Genomic DNA, 17,422 nt, shown 5'->3' on the forward strand with positions numbered 1-17,422 from the left:
ATGCGCATCACGGAGGCCGCCCGGCGGCTCGGCACCTCGCCCCGCATGCTCCGCTACCGCGAGGCCCTCGGCCTGCTGCCCGCCACCCGGGAGGTGGCCCTGCGCGGGGGCGGCCACCGGCGGTTCGGGGAGGCCGAGCTGCGGGCCGTCGCGCTCGCCCTCGCGCTGGAGAAGCGCTACGACATCGGGCCGGCCGAGCTGGCGTTCGGGCTGCGCGTCCTGGCCGAGCCGCAGGTGCAGGCGCACGTCCGGGAACTCGGCGAGCGCATCGGCCGGCTGTCGGCCCCGCCGGCCCGCGCCCTCGATTTCGAGAAGGAGAAGGCAATGCGCCTTCTGCGCCGGCGATGATCGCTAGGATCCCGCCGTTACCGGAGGGAAGGCGGGCGGGTGCGTTCCATCGTCTACGGGATCGTCGGCATCGTCATCGGCGTCGGCCTCTTCATCGGGGGCGTCGCGTCGAGCGGTGACGACGAGGTGAAATGCGGCGGCCGGACGATGTCGCCCGGCGACACCTGCCGGACCGTCGGCAACGGCAGCTCGACCGAGCGCTCCTACGAGGAGCAGAAGTCCCAGAACGGCCGCGAGGCCGTGCTGATGATGATCTTCGGGCCGGTTGTGGCCATCGGCGGCCTGGTCTTCCTCGCCGGATCGTCACTCGGACGCCGCCGCCGCGTCCACCACCCCACCTACCAGCCCGCCCAACCCGGCTACGCGCCCGCCCAACCGGGCTTCGCCCCCGCCCAACCCGGCTACCCGCCCGCGCAGCCACCCGCCCAACCCGGCTACCCGCCCGCAGCACACCCGGGCCACGCACAGCCCGCGTATCCGCCCGCACCGCCCGCCGCGCAGCCCGGCTACCCGCCCGCGCCGCAGCCCGCTCATCCCGGCTACGGCTACGCGCCTCCCGCGTCGCCGCCGCAGCCTCCCGGCCACTACCCGCCGCCCGGCGGCCACCCGCCCTACCGCGGCTAGCGGCCGCCACCTCGTTGATCTGCGGCGTGTTGTTGTTTTCGGTGCCCTCATAACAACAACACGCCGCAGATCAACGCGCGCGCTAGTTCGCGGCGTTCTCTCCCGGTACCACCACGCCGGACTCGTACGCGAGCATCACGGCCTGGGCGCGGTCGCGCAGGCCGAGCTTGGTGAAGACCCGCGCCACGTGCGTCTTCACCGTGTGCTCGCTGACGACGAGGCGCTGCGCGATCTCCCCGTTGGACAGCCCGCCCGCGATCAGCACCAGCACCTCGGTCTCCCGCGCGGTCAGCGTCGCCAGCTCCGCCGGGGCCTGCGGGCGGTTGCGGCGCTGCTTGGTGAACTCGCGGATGAGCCGCCCGGTCACCTGCGGCGCCAGCAGCGAGTCGCCGCGCGCCACCACCCGGACGGCGGAGACCAGCTCGTCGGCGGTCGCGTCCTTCAGCAGGAAGCCGCTGGCGCCGACGGCGAGCGCGTCGTAGACGTACTCGTCGATGTCGAACGTCGTAAGGACCAGCACCCGGACGTTCTCGGCGCCCGGCAGGGCGAGGATGCGGCGGGTCGCCTCGATGCCGTCCATGCCGGGCATCCGGATGTCCATGACGACGACGTCGGGACGGTTGCGCTCGGCGATCCGGACCGCCTCGCGGCCGTCGCCGGCCTCGCCGATGACGGTGATGTCGTCCTGCGCGGCGAGCAGCGCGGCGAACCCGGCCCGCACGATCGTCTGGTCGTCGACGATCAGCACGTTGATCACGGCCGCCGCCCCACCGGTGCGGGGACGCGCGGGTCAGGGACGGCCGGGCGGCGCCTGCGAACCGTGTCCACGATGGGAATTCCCCTCCCTCGTCAGCGGAAGCTCGGCCTCCACCAGGAACCCGCCCTCGGCGGCCGGGCCGGCGGAGAACCGTCCGCCCAGCATGGTCGCACGTTCCCGCATCCCGAGGAGACCGTGCCCGCCGCCGGAGTCCGGCGCCTGCACGCGGGTGCGCCCGTCCACCGAGGTCGGGCCCGCGGGATCCAGTATCGCGGTACGGGAGCCGGGGGCCTCCCGGTTCAGCACCTGCGTCGGCGCGGACGCGCCGTCGTCGCGGACGCGGACGGCCAGCCGGTCCGGCAGGAACATCAGGTCGACGTGCACGCCGGCGCCGGGCGCGTGCCGCCGCGCGTTCGTCAGCGCCTCCTGGACGATCCGGTACGCCGACAGCTCGACGGTCGTGGACAGGTCGCGCGGGTCGCCGTGGACGGCGAGGTCGACCCGCCCGCCGGCGCCGCGGTGCTGCTCGATCAGGTCGGGCAGCCGGTCGAGGCGGGGCTGCGGGGAGTTCGCGGCGTCCGGCTCGGGCTTGGCGTCGGCGCGCAGCACGCTGAGCAGCCGCCGCATCTCCACCAGCGCCTCCCGCGCCGTCCTGGCGATCTCGGTGTACCCGGCGCGGGCCTCCGGCGACAGGTCCTCCATCGTGTACGGGGCGGTCTCCGCCTGCACCGCGATCATGGAGACGGAGTGCGCGACGACGTCGTGCAGTTCCCGGGCGATGCGGGCGCGTTCGCGCATGACGGCCTGCTCCCGCTGGACGGCGGTGAGCCGGGTGAGGGTCTCGTTGGTCCGCTCGGCGGCCTCGGCCTCCGTCCGCCCGGCGGACTCCACGACGCGCCGCGCGTCGCCGAGCCCGATCGCGGCGAGGACGGCGACGATCGGCGCGGGCCACGGGATCTCGTCGAGCGTCCCGGCGGCGAGGTAGACGACGGCGATCGTGGCGACGCTGCCGACCGCGAGGACGCCGGTCGACTGGCGGGGCAGCTGACGGCCCAGCGCGTACAGCGTGTACAGGGCGGCGAAGCTGGTCGTGACGAGCAGGATCTGCCCGGTGAGCAGGCTCGCCGCGACCGCGCTAAGCACGACTGCCGCGACCGGGCGCAGGTTCTCCCGGCGCCAGACGAGCGGGAGCGTCGCCGCGACCGCGAAGCCGCCGGCGAGACTGAGCGGGGAGTCCTCGCGCGGCGCCAGCTCGGCGAGCGCGGCGATCGCGAGCGCGAGGCCGGTCAGCGGGGCGAAGTACCAGGAGCCGACGACCTCCCGCCAGGTGTTGATCCACCGGGGCAGCGGCGCCGTCACTCCGCCCGGCGGGGCGCCCGCCGGAGCGCCGGGCGGCGTGCCGGGGGCGGGGCGGCGACCGGCGCCGCCGGTCAGCCGCGCGCCGAGCCGCACCGCCAAGGGCCGCAGCAGGGTGCCGATCCCGGTGAGGATCCACAGCAGCAGTTGCCCGACGCCCGCCACGATCCGGCCGGACAGCCGCCACGCGTGGTGCGCGACGGCTGGGCCGAACCCCGCGGGGTCGGGTCCGGTCCGGGCCTTGTCATCGGAGGTCACCCTTCAATAGTGACCGCTGGGGCGTGCGGTGGCCTCACCGCTCGGATGTATAGGGAGGAGGCGGGTCCACCTGGAGTACCACCCGGGTTCCCTCCTTAGGGGGGACGTCCCGGAGCGGCCAGCGCACGTAATGTCTTAACCGTGACCGCGACGGTGGCCATCGCCGACGTAGGGGGTTCGGCGAGGCCGCCGCGGTCACACCAGAACCGCCCGGTTTCAGGGGTCCGGGCGGGGACGCATGGGAAGCACCTCGCCGGACGGCCGCGGTCCGCTCTCGCGGACGCATTCGCCGGTCTCGCCTGGGCTGGGGTACGGCCGGCACTGCGGCGGCCGCCCGGCGAGGGGTCCCGTGTTCCTCGGAAGCGCGTGCGTCAGGATGTGGCCGGCGTCTCCGGGGTCTTCTCCGCGGCGGCGCCCTCGGCCCCGTCCGCCTCGTACAGCGCCGGCTCCAGATAGATCAGCTTCGCCTCGGGGACCTGCGCCCGGATCTTCGCCTCGGCCGCGTCGATGCCGCGGGCGACCTCGGCGGCGGTGTCGTCGTGGTGGACGGCGATCTTCGCGGCGATCAGCAGCTCGTCCGGGCCGACGTACTCGGTCCGCATGTGGATGAGGCGCTCGACCTCCTCGACCGACTCCAGCGCCGCGACGATGCGCCGCTCGGTGTCGGCGTCGGCGCCCTCGCCGATCAGCAGGCTCTTGGTCTCGATCGCCAGGATCGTCGCGACCGCGCCGAGCAGCACGCCGATCGCCACGGTGCCGACGCCGTCCCAGACGCCGTCGCCGGTGGCCACGGCCATCGAGACGCCGAACAGCGCGAGGATGAGGCCGACGAGCGCGGCGAGGTCCTCCAGCAGGACGACCGGCAGCTCGGGGGCCTTGGCACGGCGGATGAACGCCCACCACGACTGGTCGCCGCGGACGACGTTCGACTCCTTGATCGCGGTCCGGAACGAGAACGACTCCATGAGGATCGCGATGATCAGCACCGCGAACGCCCAGATCGGGGACTTGACCTCCTCCGGATGGGAGATCTTGTGGTAGCCCTCGTACAGCGAGAACGCCGCGCCGACGGTGAACAGGACGACCGCGACGACGAACGCGTAGAAGTAGCGCTCCCGGCCGTAGCCGAACGGATGCTCGGGCGTCCGGGCGCGGGAGGCGCGCTTGCGGCCGAGGAGCAGCAGCCCCTGGTTGCCCGAGTCGGCCACCGAGTGGATCGACTCCGCCAGCATCGACGACGAACCGGTGAACGCGAACGCGACGAACTTCGACGCCGCGATCCCGAGGTTGGCGGCCAGCGCGGCGACGATGGCCTTTGTTCCACCCTCAGCACTCATCTAGTAATCCTCGCTCTGAGCTCTTCCATGGCAGGCGTCGGCGTCGGATCCACGCCGAGCGCGATAGCCAAGTAAACCGCGACATAGTCCGCCAGTGCGATCAGTGTCGCCATTCTCTCCAGCGGGTGCTCGCCCTCGGCGCGGACCTCGGTGACCGCCACGCCCCGGTCGCGGGCCATCGCGGCGGACGCCTCGCACCGCAGCCGCACCCGCGGATGCTCCTCCACGTCCCGCAGGACGACGAGGTGCAGGCCGTGCTCCGGCTCGTCCACGCGGTCGCGGAAGAAGTCATCGGGGTCGGACGGGGAGCCGCCGCCCGCGAAGAAGCCGTCGAACGTCATCAGCTGGTCGTGGCCGGTCTGCGGCACCTCGCCGAAGACCGCCGGGTACTTGGCGTTCGCGTTGAGCTGGCCGCACAGCCGGTACGCCGCCGTCGCCGCGACGGCCGACGAGCCCCACACCAGCGGCACGTCGCCGGCGAGATCGAGCGCGATGCGCTTGGCGGGGTTGACGAACGGTTCGCTGGACGGACGGCACCGGTGCGCGACGTCCTCCAGCAGGGCGGCCGTGGACTCCAGCACCGCGTCGGGCACGTCCGCGAGCCGGAGCGTGCGCGCGGCGAGGACCAGCGGGACCGCCAGGCCCCACAGCGCCGATCGCGGCTGCCCCGCCGACCGCACCGGGACGAACACCCCGCGCGTCTGGGCGGCGAGGTCGGCGAGCGGCGAGCCGGGCGCGCCGGTGAACATCAGGCGGCATCCGCGCCGGGCCGCCTCCGCGGCGACCTCCAGGGTCTCCTCGGTGCTCCCCGACCCCGACACCGCGATGACGAGGTCGGCGGCGCCGACCCAGCCGGGCAGCCGGTAGCCGCGCACCGTCGACACGGGGACCGCGCAGCCCGCGCCGCACACCGCCGCGAGCACGTCGCCCGCGACGCCGTCGGCGCCGCTCCCGGCGACCACGACCGCGCGGGGCCGGCCGTCCTCGGCCAGCGCCGCGACGCCCGCCTCGGCCGCCGCCCGCTGCGCCTCGCGCACCTGCGCCGCCGACGAGGCGACCTGCCGCAGCATCCCGCCGGGATCGGCGGCCTCCGCCGCCTCGCCGTCCTCCAACCGTGAGGGATCGATCCCCGCGCTCATGGCCTCGCCTTCGCTCGGCGGCTCGGGGCGCTTTCCCGGCGTCGGCTTCCCTCGTCGCTCGTTCCTCGCTCCTCAGCCCGGCCGGCGCCGCGCCCCGAGCGGCTCACGAGGCGGGGGCCCTGGCCTCGTCGACGAGCAGGACGGGGATGTCGTCGCGCACCGGGTAGGCGTAGCCGCACGAGCCGGTGCACACCAGCTCGTCGGCGCCCTCGTCGGCGCGCAGGTCGCCGCCGCAGTTCGGGCAGGCGAGGATCTCCAGCAGCCAGGAGTCCAGCTTCATCGTCATGGCAGCGTCACTTCTCCCTACAGTCGGTCTTTCCCGGGCCGGTCACGTGTCCCTGACCAGGGCCAGGACCTCGTCGCGGACCGCCGCCATGGTCGCCTCGTCGCCGGCCTCCGCGTTGAGGCGCAGCAGCGGCTCGGTGTTGGACGGGCGGAGGTTGAACCACCAGCCGGCGGACTCGTCGCCGACGGTGAGGCCGTCCAGTTCGTCCATCTGGACGCCCGGCCGCCCGGCGAAGGCGTCCTTGACCTTCGCGGCGGCCGCGTCCTGGTCGGCGACCTCGCTGTTGATCTCGCCGGACGCGACGTAGCGGGTGTACTCGCCGAGCAGCTCCGACAGCGGCCCGTCCTGCTCGCCGAGGGCCGCGAGGACGTGCATCGCCGCCAGCATGCCCGAGTCGGCGAACCAGAAGTCGCGGAAGTAGAAGTGCGCCGAGTGCTCGCCGCCGAACACCGCGCCCGTCTCCGCCATCGTCTGCTTGATGAACGAGTGCCCGACGCGGGTGCGGACCGGCGTCCCGCCGTGCTCGGAGATGATCTCCGGGACGGCCTTGGACGTGATCAGGTTGTGCACGATCGAGGAGCCCGGGTGCTTGGCCAGCTCCCGCGTCGCGACCAGCGCGGTGATCGCGGACGGGGAGACGATCTCGCCGCGCTCGTCCACCACGAAGCAGCGGTCGGCGTCGCCGTCGAACGCGAGCCCGATGTCGGCGCCCGTCTCGCGGACCTCGGCCTGCAGGTCGCGCAGGTTCTCCGGCTCGATCGGGTTGGCCTCGTGGTTGGGGAAGGTGCCGTCCAGCTCGAAGTACATCGGCACCAGGTCGATCGGCAGCCCCTCGAACACCGATGGGACGGTGTGCCCGCCCATGCCGTTGCCCGCGTCCACGACGACCTTCAGCGGCCGGATCGACGACAGGTCGACCAGCGTCTTGAGGTGCTCGGCGTAGCCCTTGAGGATGTCGCGCCGCGACACGGTGCCCGGCTCGCCGCCGTAGGCGGGCACGCCCTTCTCGATCATCTCGCGGATCTCGCCGAGGCCGGTGTCGCGGCCGACCGGGCGCGCCCCGGCGCGGCACAGCTTCAGCCCGTTGTACCGGGCGGGATTGTGGCTGGCGGTGAACATGGCGCCGGGCAGGTCGAGGCTGCCGCTGGCGTAGTACAGCATGTCGGTGGAGCCGAGCCCCGCCTCGATCACGTCCGCGCCCTGGGACGTCGCGCCCCGCGCGAACGCCTCCGACAGCGGGCCGGACGACTCGCGCATGTCGTGCGCGGTAACGATCGCGCTCGCCCGCGTCACCCGCACGAACGCCGCCCCGGCCGCCTCGGCGATCGCGGGGTCGAGCTCGTCCGGGACGACGCCGCGGATGTCGTACGCCTTGAAGATCTTGCCGAGGTCGCCCACTCCTGCTCCCTGTCCGAAGAACCCGTGCCTGAAGGCACTCCCTGTCACCAGACCCTGTGCCCTGAGAAACCGGGTTCACGAGCCTACCGGGAAGGACGGGCGCGACCGGCCCCGGCGCTACTCCTGGCCGGGCTGGGTGGCGGCGGGCTCGGAGCGCAGCACCCGCAGGTGGCCGCGGCGGCCGACCTCGGTGCCCTGGCCGACCGGCTCCTCGCCGGGACCGGGGGCGGGCCGCGCGGCCTCGCGGACGGCGTCGGCGAGGGCCTCCAGGTCGTCCGCGCTGGGCTCGGTCTCCTCCTCGACGGGGAGGCGCACCAGTTCCCACCCCATCGGGGCGGTGAGCCGCTCGGAGTGCTCCGCGCACAGGTCGTAGCAGTGCGGCTCTGCGTACGTGGCGAGCGGCCCGAGGACCGCGGTGGAGTCACGGTAGACGTACGTGAGCGTGAACACTGCGGGCGCCTTGCAGGCGGTGCGGGAGCAGGTGCGGACGGGGCTCACGATGGCTGACCGTACCTCCCTCCCACCGGCTCCGCCACCACCCCGGCGCACGTGTCGCCGTTACCGGGCGATTTCCGGGGCAACGGCTACATTCCGTATGGTCTCGTACTCTCACCGTGGGTGCCGGACGCCCGCGTGACCTCGCGCGTCCTCGTGCGGGTTCGCGGCTCGCCGAGGGGCGGCCGCGGCCACGGAGGTAGGCTGGACGCGTGCGATCCCGTGTGGCAGGCGTACGGCGCCGCGATCGGCACGGTCGCGGCCTCCGTGGTCCTCTGACGCCCCCGCAGGCGCCGGTCTCGCGGACCCGCGCGGAGCGGTTCGACGACCTCGTCGACGACGAGGTGCAGCGGCTGGTCCAGCGCTGGGGGCGGGAACTGGCCCAGGTCGAGTTCACCGTCGAGGAGGTGCCCGACGTCGCCCCCTGGTTCGACGGCCCCGTCCCGCTCGTCCGAACGCTTCCGGCCGACGGCGGTCCGCCGGTGCGGATCGTGGTGTTCCGCCGTCCGGTCGAGGCACGGGCCTCCGGCGATGCGGAGAAGGCCCGCATGGTCCGCGACCTGCTGGTGGAGGAGGTCGCCGACCTCCTCGGCATCTCCCCCGAGTCGGTCGACCCCAGCTACGACTTCCCGGACGACGACTAGGGCGGCGACCAGGGCTGTCAGGGCGTCAGGGCGGTCTGGGAGTCGGCGGCGTCCGGCAGGTGCAGGGTCGTCGCGGCCGGCACGATCGGCAGGACGGTGAACAGATAGTCGTCGCCCTTGCCCTTGGACAGGACGCGGGACGCGTACACGGGCGCCGAACCCGCCCTCGGCGTGATCACGACGGCGTAGGACGCGTCGCCCTTGGCGGGCGGGGCCAGTTCGGTCTCCACGGTGCGTCCGGCCGGGATCTTCACGTCCTGCGGCGCGCTCTTCCCTCCGGCGTTCATCGTGACGACCTGCACGGTCGCCGCACCGGACGGGGCGGTGAGGATCAGCGACGCGTCGAACCGGTTGTCGGCGACGACGCCCGGTCCGGACGCGGCGAGCGGCGCCGTGGCGGTGCCGTAGGCGACGTCGGCGCCGCGGTCGGCGGCGAACCCGGCGAGGATGGGCCGGTCGGCGACGAGCCGGACGGCGGCGGCCTTCCCCGACAGCGCGCCGGTGAGCGGAACGGACGTCACGGTCTGCGCGGGGGCGTCCAGGACGTCCTGCCCCTGCGGGGCGAACGCGCCGCCCGACGTGATCACCTGGACCCGGATGCGGGCGTCGGCCTCGCCGGGGACCGACACCAGCAGCCGGCGCTGCCCGTCGCCGCCCGGCACGCCGGGGACGAGCACGGACGTCGCGGGCCCGCGCGACTGGGGCAGCCACTCGATGCCCTTCTCCTTCGCGACCCGGGCGCGCAGCGACGCGGCGACGCGGCCGCTGGTGGTGCGCACGCGCAGGGCGAGGTCGGCGGCGCCCTCGACGACGCCGGCGAGGCCCTCCGCCGAGTCGCCGATCCTCACGATCCGGGTGGTGTAGGGCTCGACGCGCGTGCCGCGCCCCTCCGGGGTGTCGAGCGGCCCCTCGCCGGACAGGGCGGTGAGGTCCACGGACGCGGGCTGCGCGTCGACGTTGGTCAGGTAGAGGTCGAGTTCGTCGGTGCCGACCGGGCCGGGGCCGAGGAACCACAGGTCGGTGCCGGGCGCCGCGCAGCGGGCGCCGGCGAGGCCGCGGTCGGGGCCGCCGCTCCAGTGCGTGGTCTGCTCCGCCTCCAGCCCGGCGGCGAGGGCACCGCTGGCACGGACGGTGTAGGAGTTCTCGCCCGTCTTCGTGTCCTCTTCCCAGCCCTGGCCGGGCGAGGTCATGGACCCGAGGGGGGAACCGCCTTTCGTCGGCGTCATGTCCACGCGTCCGCCGCCCTTCTGGGAGAGCGACTGGACGGCCAGCCGCCCGCCCTCGTGCCCCGGGCAGACCATCACGGCGTGCGTGACGGGCGCCCGACGGCCCTTCTCGGACGCCTCGCCGGGGCGGGAGAACGTCGCCGCCCCGTACAGGGCCGCGACGGCGACGAGCATGAGAGCGGCCGTGGCGTAGCGCATGCCGAGGAGGCGCAGGACCTTGTCCATGGTCAGGACACCTCCTCGGGGCTCGGTTCCTTCGGCGGTTCCAGTGCCGGGGGCGTCCCGTGCTGGACGTGGGCGCCGGTCGCGCGGCGGCGTCCACGGCGTCCTCCGCGTCCTCCGCGCCGTCCGCGGCGGCGCCGCTCCCGGTCGCCGGTGAACACGAGGGTGTCGGCCTGGGCGCCGGGCAGGGCCAGGACGAGCACGACCAGGACGGCGATGCCCTGGATGACGACCCACGTGTGCCGCATGGACATCGACCGTGCCAGCTTGAACTCGCCGCCGGCGGGAGGGATGTCGTAGCCCTGCGCCCAGCCGTCGACCGTGTGCGCCTTGAGTTCGCGGCCGTTCAAGGTGGCCTTCCACCCGTCGTCGGCGGGTTCGGCCAGGAGGAGGGTGCGTTTGCCCGTTCCCGCCGGGATCTGCACGCGGGCGTTGATCCGCCCCGCCGGGAGCGGCGTGACCGTGGAACCTTGCATGAGCATCATCCGGGCGGACGTCAATTGCAGCCGCCACACCGCGAACGTGTTCGTCCGGCTCAGGCGGGTCAGCTCCGGCGACGCGTCCAGGACCTTGGTGATGGGGTCCTTCTTGGGGTGCGGCACCAAGAGGTACTGGACGCCCATCCGGGTCAGTGCGGGGCCGTCGTCGCCTTCGCGTCCCGCGGCCAGGCCCTCGACGAGGTCGTCCATGCGGTCCTCGGCCTCGTCGCCCGCCGTGATCTCCGATTCGCCCAGTGTCGGACGGTCGTCCCTGAGGATCGTGTAGGAGATCCGCCCGGTGGGCTCCCTGTGCAGGACGAGGGTCCGCGGGCCGCCGGGCGCGTGGAGGAACACGGGCACGGTGTCGGGGTCGAGCTTGCCGAGCGGCCCGCCCGCGCCGCCGGCCACCCAGAAACCGGCCGCCAGCAGCGGCGCGGACAGCGCGGCGGCCAGCACGACCGCCCCGCCCGCCCGGTAGACCAGGTGCTTGCCGGCGGCGACCTCGGCGGCCCGCTGGACGGCGGCGGTCGCGGCGAGCAGCACCCCGGCCCCCGCGAAGATCAGCGCCGCGCCCGGCCACACCGGTGCCGCGTCCGCGCCCTTGGTGACGGTGGCGGCGCTGGTCAGCACGGCGACGAGCAGCCCGAACACGGCGAGCAGCCAGCCCGCGAGGACGCTGCCCCGGCGGCTGCGCAGCGGCAGCGCCAGCACGGCGACCGCGAGCAGGCCCGCGAGCGCCCACCGCGCGGGCGTTCCGGGGCCGCCCGGGTCGAGCGCCAGCAGGTCGGCGGCGGTCGCGGGCTCGACGTACCGGTTCAGGCCCGCCTCGGTGAGCAGGCGGGACGGGTGCAGCAGGAGCCCGGCGGCCCACGGCAGCATCAGCAGCGGCGGCACGGCGAGCGCGATGGCGAGGTCGCGGCGGCCCTGCCGGTGCGCGGGGCGGTCGAGCAGCGCCCACACCATCCCCGCCATCAGCACGGCGATGAGCCAGACGAGCGGGACGAACGCGGTGGCGACGGCGAGCAGCAGCGCGACCGTCCAGGCGGCCCGCGCCGCGCGCTTGCGGCGCGTCCGGGGGTCGAACCGGGCGGCCTCCGCGCGCGGGAACCCGTAGACGCGGGCCGCGTACAGGCCGATCAGCGGGAGCAGGACGAGGACGACCGCGGTCCCGAGGCGTCCGCCCGCGATGGCGCCGGTCGCGGCGGGCAGCAGCGCGTACACGGCCGCGAACCACACCCGGACGGCGGCGACGGGCACGCGGCGCCCGGCGGCCGCGCGGGCGCGGCGGCCCGTCAGCGCCGACTCGGTCACCAGCAGCCGGGACGCGCGGTAGGCGGTGAGGCCGGCCAGCGGCACGCTGCCCAGCAGCAGGATCGACACGACCAGCCACGGTTTGCCGAGCAGGACCGTCGACAGCACCGCGAGGACGCCGACGTACGGCGGGCTCCCCGCGTCCGTGCCGAGCCCCACCGGATGCCAGCCGGACAGGTACTGCTCCCACAGGTCGCTCGCGCCGCCGCTCCACGCGGGCACGAGCGCGCCGCCGCCGAGCCGTCCCGCCGCCGTGAGCAGGTCGCGCTCCGCGACGACGGCGACGGCGGTCAGCGCGAGGACGAGCAGGACCCCGGGCCGGGCGAGGAACCGGCGTACCGGGCCGGGCTCGTCGGCTGTGAGGTCCTCTTCCTCGCGCTCGTGCTCGTGGGCGGCGAGGTACTCCGACACCGCCTCGGCGGCCCGGCGGAGCACCAGCCAGCGCGGCTGGAAGCGCCGGATGCTGCGGTACGCGCGGGTCCGGCCGTCCGCGCGGGCGGCCCGCGCCCGCCGCAGCCGCCCCGGATCGCGCAGCACGTCCGCGAGCGCGCGCAGCTCCTCGCGCGCCGCGCCCGGCCGCTTCGTGGCCACCAGGAACAGCGCGTGCGCCAGCGACGCCCACACGTTGCGGGCGAGGGCGCGCAGCATCGCGGGGAGCGGCTGGTTCGCGAGCAGCGTGAACAGCGCGTTGCGGCGGTCGCGGCGCGCCGGATGCTCCGCCGTCATGCCGATCTCGCGGACGCCCCGGCGGGCCGCCTCCGCGTGGTACACGACCGCGTCGGTCGCCGTCACCACCCGGTGCCCGGCCGCGTGCGCCCGCCAGCAGAAGTCCAGGTCGTCGCGGAAGATGCCGTACTCGACGTCGAAGCCGCCGAGCCGCTCCCACACGTCCCGGCGGACCAGCATCCCGGCGCTGCCGACCGCGAGGACGTCCCGGACGCCGTCGTGCTGGCCCTGGTCGAACTCGTCCTTGTCGAGGCCGCGCTCGCGGCGCCCCGCCGTGTCCACGGTGACGCCGACCTCGCGCAGGACCCGCCGGTCGTCCCAGTCGCGGACCTTCGGGCCGAGCACCGCGATGTTCGGGTCGGTGCCCGCCGTCCGCAGCAGCTGCGCGAGCGCGTCGTGGGCGGGCGCCGAATCGTCGTGCAGCAGCCAGACCCACTCGGTCCTCGGGTCGCCCGGCTCGTCGTCCGGGACGGGCGCGGACGCGGCGTCCTGCCGGAGCGCCTCCGCGACCGCCTCCCCGTACCCGGTCGTGCGCGGCAGCGTGAGGACCTCGCCCGCCCCGACGACCTCCGCGAGCACGGCCGGCCCGCGGTCGCGGCTCCCGGTGTCCACGATCACGACGCGCTGCGCGGGCCGCGCCTGCGTGAGCAGCGCCTTCAGCGTCTCCGGAAGCCACCGCGCCCCATCATGGGCGACGAGGACCGCCGTGACGACGTGGCGATCGACAGAGGGGGCCAATGATCGCTCGATCTGTGCGGACGACAGGGTCGTGGCGGAAAAGTACAGCAGCCGTGCCGGCCCCGGGGCCGGCACGGCTGCTTACTGTACGCGCGGCCGCGCGGGGCACGCTCCGGATCCACCGAGATCCGGGCGCGCGGCCGAGGCGTCCCGCCGTCCTAGACGGCCTGCCGCTTCAGCTTGCGCCGTTCCCGCTCGGAGAGTCCCCCCCAGATGCCGAAACGTTCGTCGTGCTGCAGCGCGTACTCAAGGCACTCCGTACGCACCTCGCACGCCCGGCACACCTTCTTGGCCTCGCGAGTCGAGCCGCCCTTCTCCGGAAAGAACGCCTCCGGGTCCGTCTGCGCGCACAGGGCGCGCTCCTGCCAGCCCATCTCTTCGCCGTCTGTGCCGTGCGCCAGCGGGATGACCACCTCGCTCACAGCGCACCTCCCTGCCCGTGGAACCCCCTGGTCAATGCCTTCCCTCCGGTTCCTTCCCCCGAGAAGGCATTGAAACTACACGGACGAAATTACACGCGTGCAGCGACTGCCCCGTCAAGCCGGAGAGCATTCCTGGGCGACAAAACGGGTTATGCCGGGACGACCTTTCGCTGAAGATCGGTTAATCCGGCGGCCGGCGGCGCGCCGCGATCACTGCGGAGGCGTCGGACGGTTGTCCCGGTACCAGTCGCCGCCCTGATCGGCGCCCGGCGCCGGCTGCGTGCCCTGCGGACCCTGGTCCTGACCGGAGCCGCCGTAGGCGCGCGTCCACTCGCCCATCTCCTCCTGGTCGGCCGCCGGCTGCTGCTGGGCCTGCTGGCCCTGCTGCGGCTGCTGGCCGGCCTGGTAGCCGCCGCTCTGCGCGCCGTACTGCTGGTAGTCCTGCTGCCCGTACTGCTGCGGCTGGCCGTACTGCTGCTGCCCGTACTGCTGCTGGGCCTGCTGCCCCTCCGCGCCCGGCTGCTGCCCGTACTGCTGGTACTGCTGCTGCCCGTACTGCTGCTGCTCGAAGCCCTGCTGCTCGAAGCCCTGCTGGCCGTACTGCTGCTGCTGGCCGTACTGCTGCTGGCCAGGCTGCCCCTGCTGGTATCCGAAGTCCGGGTAGCCCTGCTGCATCTGCTGGGGCTGCGGGCGCGGCGGCTGCATCCCCTGGAACACGGTGAAGACGAACCAGCCGCCCGCACCGACGACGGCCAGCTTCCCTGCCCCTTCCAGGAAGGCCGACAGCTTCGTCAGCGCCGAGATGTACTCGGAGTCGGCGAGCATCCCGCTCAGCCACGAGATCACCCCGAACAGGGCGATGCCGCCGAGGACGCCGAGCGCCCCCATCGTGATCGTCCGCGCCTGCGGCGTCGGGGTCTCCCCCCACGTCACCAGGGCCACCGCCAGGACGAGGACGCCGACGAGCGCGATCTGCAGGAACGTCCCGCCCTGCGTCTCGCCCAGCGCGCGGCCGGTGAACGAGCCACCGCCGCCGAGAAGGGAGATCAGGCCCGCGAGCAAGTGCAGTCCCGCCGCGGCGAGCAAAACCCAGGCGGCCGGTTCGCGCAGGCGCTGGACGGCTTCCTTGTTCACGGTGAATTCTCCAGACCGAGGCAATGCATTACACCGCAAAGCTTTGCATAGAGTCGCCCGGACGAGCGACCCCCACGCCCCCGTCCGCGATCCCGCGCCCCGCTCGCGTCCCGTCCGTGCCCTGTCCGTGCGCTGTCCGGGCCCTGTCCGCGCCGCCGGGCATGCCCGCTCGGGGCGCTGCGGGCGGGCAGCGCCGTAGGGTTGTGGGCATGAAGATCGTGTGTCTGGCGGGCGGGATCGGCGGGGCCCGGTTCCTGCGGGGGCTGCGGGGGGCGGCTCCGGAAGCGGAGATCACCGTCATCGGGAACACCGGGGACGACATCTCGCTGTTCGGGCTGCGGGTCTGTCCCGATCTCGACACCGTGATGTACACGCTCGGCGGCGGGATCAACGAGGAGCAGGGCTGGGGGCGGGCGGACGAGACGTTCACCGTCAAGGAAGAGCTCGCCGCCTATGGAGTGGGCCCCGCCTGGTTCGGGCTCGGGGACCGGGACTTCGCGACGCACATCGTGCGGACGCAGATGCTCGCGGCCGGGTACAAGCTGTCGGCCGTCACCGAGGCGCTGTGCGATCGGTGGAAGCCGGGGGTGCGGCTGATCCCGATGACCGACGACCAGGTCGAGACGCACGTGGTCATCGAGGACGACAAGGGGCGGCGGGCGATCCACTTCCAGGAGTGGTGGGTGCGGCTGCGGGCGTCCGTCCCGGCGCTGTCGATCGCGGCGGTCGGTGCGGAGGACGCCAAGCCGGCGCCCGGGGTGCTCGCGGCGATCGAGGCCGCCGATGTGGTGCTCTTCCCGCCGTCCAACCCGGTGGTGAGCATCGGGACGATCCTGGCGGTGCCCGGTATTCGGGACGCCATCGCGGCGAAGACCGTGGTGGGAGTTTCGCCGATCATCGGCGGGGCGCCGGTGCGGGGAATGGCCGACGCCTGTTTGACTGCGATCGGGGTTGAGACGTCGGCTCTGGCGGTCGCCGAGCTTTACGGGCTCGGGCTGCTCGACGGGTGGCTCGTCGACTCGGCCGACGCGGATGTGCGGGTCGAGGGCATCGAGGTGCGGTCGCGGCCATTGCTGATGAGCGATGAGGGCGCGACGGTCGATATCGCGCGGGCCGCGCTCGATCTCGCGGTCGAACTCAAGCGGGCGGAGGACGACGAGTGAGGATCGAGGTTTTCGGCATTCCGGGGCTTCCCGAGGTGGCCGAGGGCGACGACATCGCCGCGCTGGTCCCCGCCGGTCTGGTCGCGGACGGGGACGTGCTCGTCGTCACGTCCAAGATCGTGAGCAAGGCGGAGGGGCGGGTCCTGGTCGCGGACGACCGGGAGAAGGCCATCGACGCCGAGACCGTGCGGGTCGTCGCGCGGCGGACGCATGCGCGGGGCGAGACCCGGATCGTGGAGACGCGGCAGGGGCTCGTGCTCGCGGCGGCCGGTGTGGACGCGTCCAATACCCGGCCCGGAACGGTGCTTTTGCTGCCGGAGGACCCTGACGCTTCGGCGCGGCGTATTCGTGCCAGGGTGCGGAAACTCGCCGGTGTCGATGTGGGCGTCATCGTCTCCGACACGCTCGGGCGGCCCTGGCGGAATGGGTTGATCGACTCCGCCATCGGGGTCGCCGGGCTGGACCCGCTCAGTGATCTGCGCGGGCGCGACGACTCTTACGGCAACCGGCTCGATGCGACCATCACGGCCGTGGCCGATGAGATCGCCGCCGCGGGTGAATTGGTCAAGGGGAAGCTCGACGGGGTGCCGATCGCCGTTGTGCGGGGGCTTGCCGGGCTCGTGACCGATGGGGACGGGCCGGGTGCGCGGGCATTGGTCCGTCCACCCGCCGAGGACATGTTCCGGTTCGGGTCTGCGGACGTAGTGCGTGCGCGGCGGACGATCCGGGAGTTCACCGAGGAGCCGGTGGACCCGGCGGCCGTGCGGCGGGCCGTCGGTGCCGCGATCACCGCGCCGGCGCCGCACCACACGACGCCGTGGCGGTTCGTCCTGCTGGAGTCGGCGGAGTCCCGGACGCGGCTGCTGGACGCGATGCGCGACGCCTGGGAGGCCGACCTCCGGCGGGACGGGTTCTCCGAGGAGTCGATCACCAAGCGGCTCCGCCGCGGCGACGTGCTGCGGCGCGCCCCCTACCTCGTGGTGCCGTGCCTGGTGATGGACGGCTCGCACGACTACCCCGACGAGCGCCGGTCGCGCGCCGAGCGGGAGATGTTCGTGGTGGCGGCGGGCGCCGGCGTGGAGAACCTCCTGGTCGCACTGGCCGTGGAGGGCCTCGGTTCGTGCTGGGTGTCGAGCACGATGTTCTGCCGCGACGTGGTGCGCGAGGTGCTCGACCTGCCCGACGACTGGGATCCGATGGGCGCGGTAGGAGTCGGTCATGCGGCCGCGCCGCCGCGGGAGCGTCCGGCCCGGAGCGCCGACGCGTTCATCGAGGTGCGCTGAGCGGGAATAGATCCGGGGCGGCCGGGGCTGGCCCCATTGCGGGACCCCGGCCGGGCGCGAATTATGACGATTGGCA

16 protein-coding genes are annotated in these 17,422 nt (G+C 73.9%); 5 read left to right on the top strand and 11 right to left on the bottom strand.

What is annotated here, in order from left to right; translation table 11 throughout:
* Together ABFX46_RS03845 and ABFX46_RS03850 are read left to right on the top strand one after the other, a co-directional pair.
* Positions 1-348 (top strand): MerR family transcriptional regulator, encoded by a 348-nt coding sequence (locus ABFX46_RS03845; protein WP_346039922.1) that lies wholly within the window; start codon positions 1-3, stop codon positions 346-348.
* A 39-nt stretch (positions 349-387) separates the two neighbouring features.
* A complete protein-coding gene (locus ABFX46_RS03850; RefSeq protein WP_346039923.1) occupies positions 388-972 on the top strand; it encodes a hypothetical protein in 585 nt (194 codons plus the stop codon).
* Between the two features lie 82 nt (positions 973-1,054).
* Here the strand turns inward: ABFX46_RS03850 and ABFX46_RS03855 are convergent, their stop codons facing one another.
* The 7 genes from ABFX46_RS03855 to ABFX46_RS03885 form a co-directional block, all read right to left on the bottom strand.
* Complete coding sequence (locus ABFX46_RS03855) at positions 1,055-1,729, bottom strand: response regulator (protein WP_131944272.1); 675 nt, start codon at positions 1,727-1,729, stop codon at positions 1,055-1,057.
* A 33-nt stretch (positions 1,730-1,762) separates the two neighbouring features.
* Positions 1,763-3,343, bottom strand: coding sequence for a sensor histidine kinase (locus tag ABFX46_RS03860; protein WP_346039924.1), 1,581 nt, complete (start codon positions 3,341-3,343; stop codon positions 1,763-1,765).
* A gap of 371 nt (positions 3,344-3,714) precedes the next feature.
* Positions 3,715-4,680, bottom strand: coding sequence for a cation diffusion facilitator family transporter (locus ABFX46_RS03865; protein ID WP_346039925.1), 966 nt, complete (start codon positions 4,678-4,680; stop codon positions 3,715-3,717).
* Positions 4,677-5,819 (bottom strand): SIS domain-containing protein, encoded by a 1,143-nt coding sequence (locus tag ABFX46_RS03870; RefSeq protein WP_346039926.1) that lies wholly within the window; start codon positions 5,817-5,819, stop codon positions 4,677-4,679. Before ABFX46_RS03870 ends, ABFX46_RS03865 begins: the two co-directional genes overlap by 4 nt.
* 103 nt (positions 5,820-5,922) lie before the next feature.
* Positions 5,923-6,105, bottom strand: a complete 183-nt coding sequence (locus tag ABFX46_RS03875; RefSeq protein WP_131944268.1) for a Trm112 family protein — start codon at positions 6,103-6,105, stop codon at positions 5,923-5,925.
* A gap of 42 nt (positions 6,106-6,147) precedes the next feature.
* A complete protein-coding gene (locus tag ABFX46_RS03880; RefSeq protein WP_346039927.1) occupies positions 6,148-7,503 on the bottom strand; it encodes a phosphomannomutase/phosphoglucomutase in 1,356 nt (451 codons plus the stop codon).
* A gap of 117 nt (positions 7,504-7,620) precedes the next feature.
* A complete protein-coding gene (locus tag ABFX46_RS03885) occupies positions 7,621-8,001 on the bottom strand; it encodes a DUF3499 domain-containing protein (RefSeq protein WP_131944266.1) in 381 nt (126 codons plus the stop codon).
* A gap of 209 nt (positions 8,002-8,210) precedes the next feature.
* Here ABFX46_RS03885 and ABFX46_RS03890 point away from each other — a divergent pair, with 209 nt between their 5' ends.
* Positions 8,211-8,642 carry a metallopeptidase family protein gene (locus ABFX46_RS03890; protein ID WP_346039928.1) on the top strand — a complete coding sequence of 144 codons (432 nt, stop codon included), beginning with the start codon at positions 8,211-8,213 and terminating at the stop codon, positions 8,640-8,642.
* A gap of 17 nt (positions 8,643-8,659) precedes the next feature.
* On the opposite strand, the gene ABFX46_RS03895 is transcribed toward ABFX46_RS03890, so the two are convergent.
* From ABFX46_RS03895 to ABFX46_RS03910, 4 genes are all read right to left on the bottom strand, one after another.
* Positions 8,660-10,093: a DUF5719 family protein gene (locus tag ABFX46_RS03895; RefSeq protein WP_346039929.1), complete on the bottom strand. Its 1,434-nt coding sequence runs from the start codon at positions 10,091-10,093 to the stop codon at positions 8,660-8,662.
* A gap of 2 nt (positions 10,094-10,095) precedes the next feature.
* On the bottom strand, positions 10,096-13,344 hold the full coding sequence (locus tag ABFX46_RS03900) for a glycosyltransferase (protein ID WP_346039930.1): 3,249 nt from the start codon (positions 13,342-13,344) through the stop codon (positions 10,096-10,098).
* A 158-nt stretch (positions 13,345-13,502) separates the two neighbouring features.
* Entirely contained in the window at positions 13,503-13,718 is a 216-nt protein-coding gene (locus ABFX46_RS03905; RefSeq protein ID WP_171064042.1) for a WhiB family transcriptional regulator, read from the bottom strand.
* A 258-nt stretch (positions 13,719-13,976) separates the two neighbouring features.
* Positions 13,977-14,900: a hypothetical protein gene (locus ABFX46_RS03910; protein ID WP_346039931.1), complete on the bottom strand. Its 924-nt coding sequence runs from the start codon at positions 14,898-14,900 to the stop codon at positions 13,977-13,979.
* Positions 14,901-15,109: 209 nt separating this feature from the next.
* Here ABFX46_RS03910 and cofD point away from each other — a divergent pair, with 209 nt between their 5' ends.
* Both cofD and ABFX46_RS03920 read left to right on the top strand, forming a co-directional pair.
* Positions 15,110-16,063, top strand: a complete 954-nt coding sequence (gene cofD, locus ABFX46_RS03915; protein WP_346039932.1) for a 2-phospho-L-lactate transferase — start codon at positions 15,110-15,112, stop codon at positions 16,061-16,063.
* Positions 16,060-17,346, top strand: a complete 1,287-nt coding sequence (locus ABFX46_RS03920) for a coenzyme F420-0:L-glutamate ligase (protein ID WP_346039933.1) — start codon at positions 16,060-16,062, stop codon at positions 17,344-17,346. Before cofD ends, ABFX46_RS03920 begins: the two co-directional genes overlap by 4 nt.
* Positions 17,347-17,422 lie beyond the last annotated feature (76 nt).

Origin of the sequence: Actinomadura chokoriensis, from assembly GCF_039529475.1 — a bacterium.
Lineage (GTDB): Bacteria > Actinomycetota > Actinomycetes > Streptosporangiales > Streptosporangiaceae > Spirillospora > Spirillospora bangladeshensis.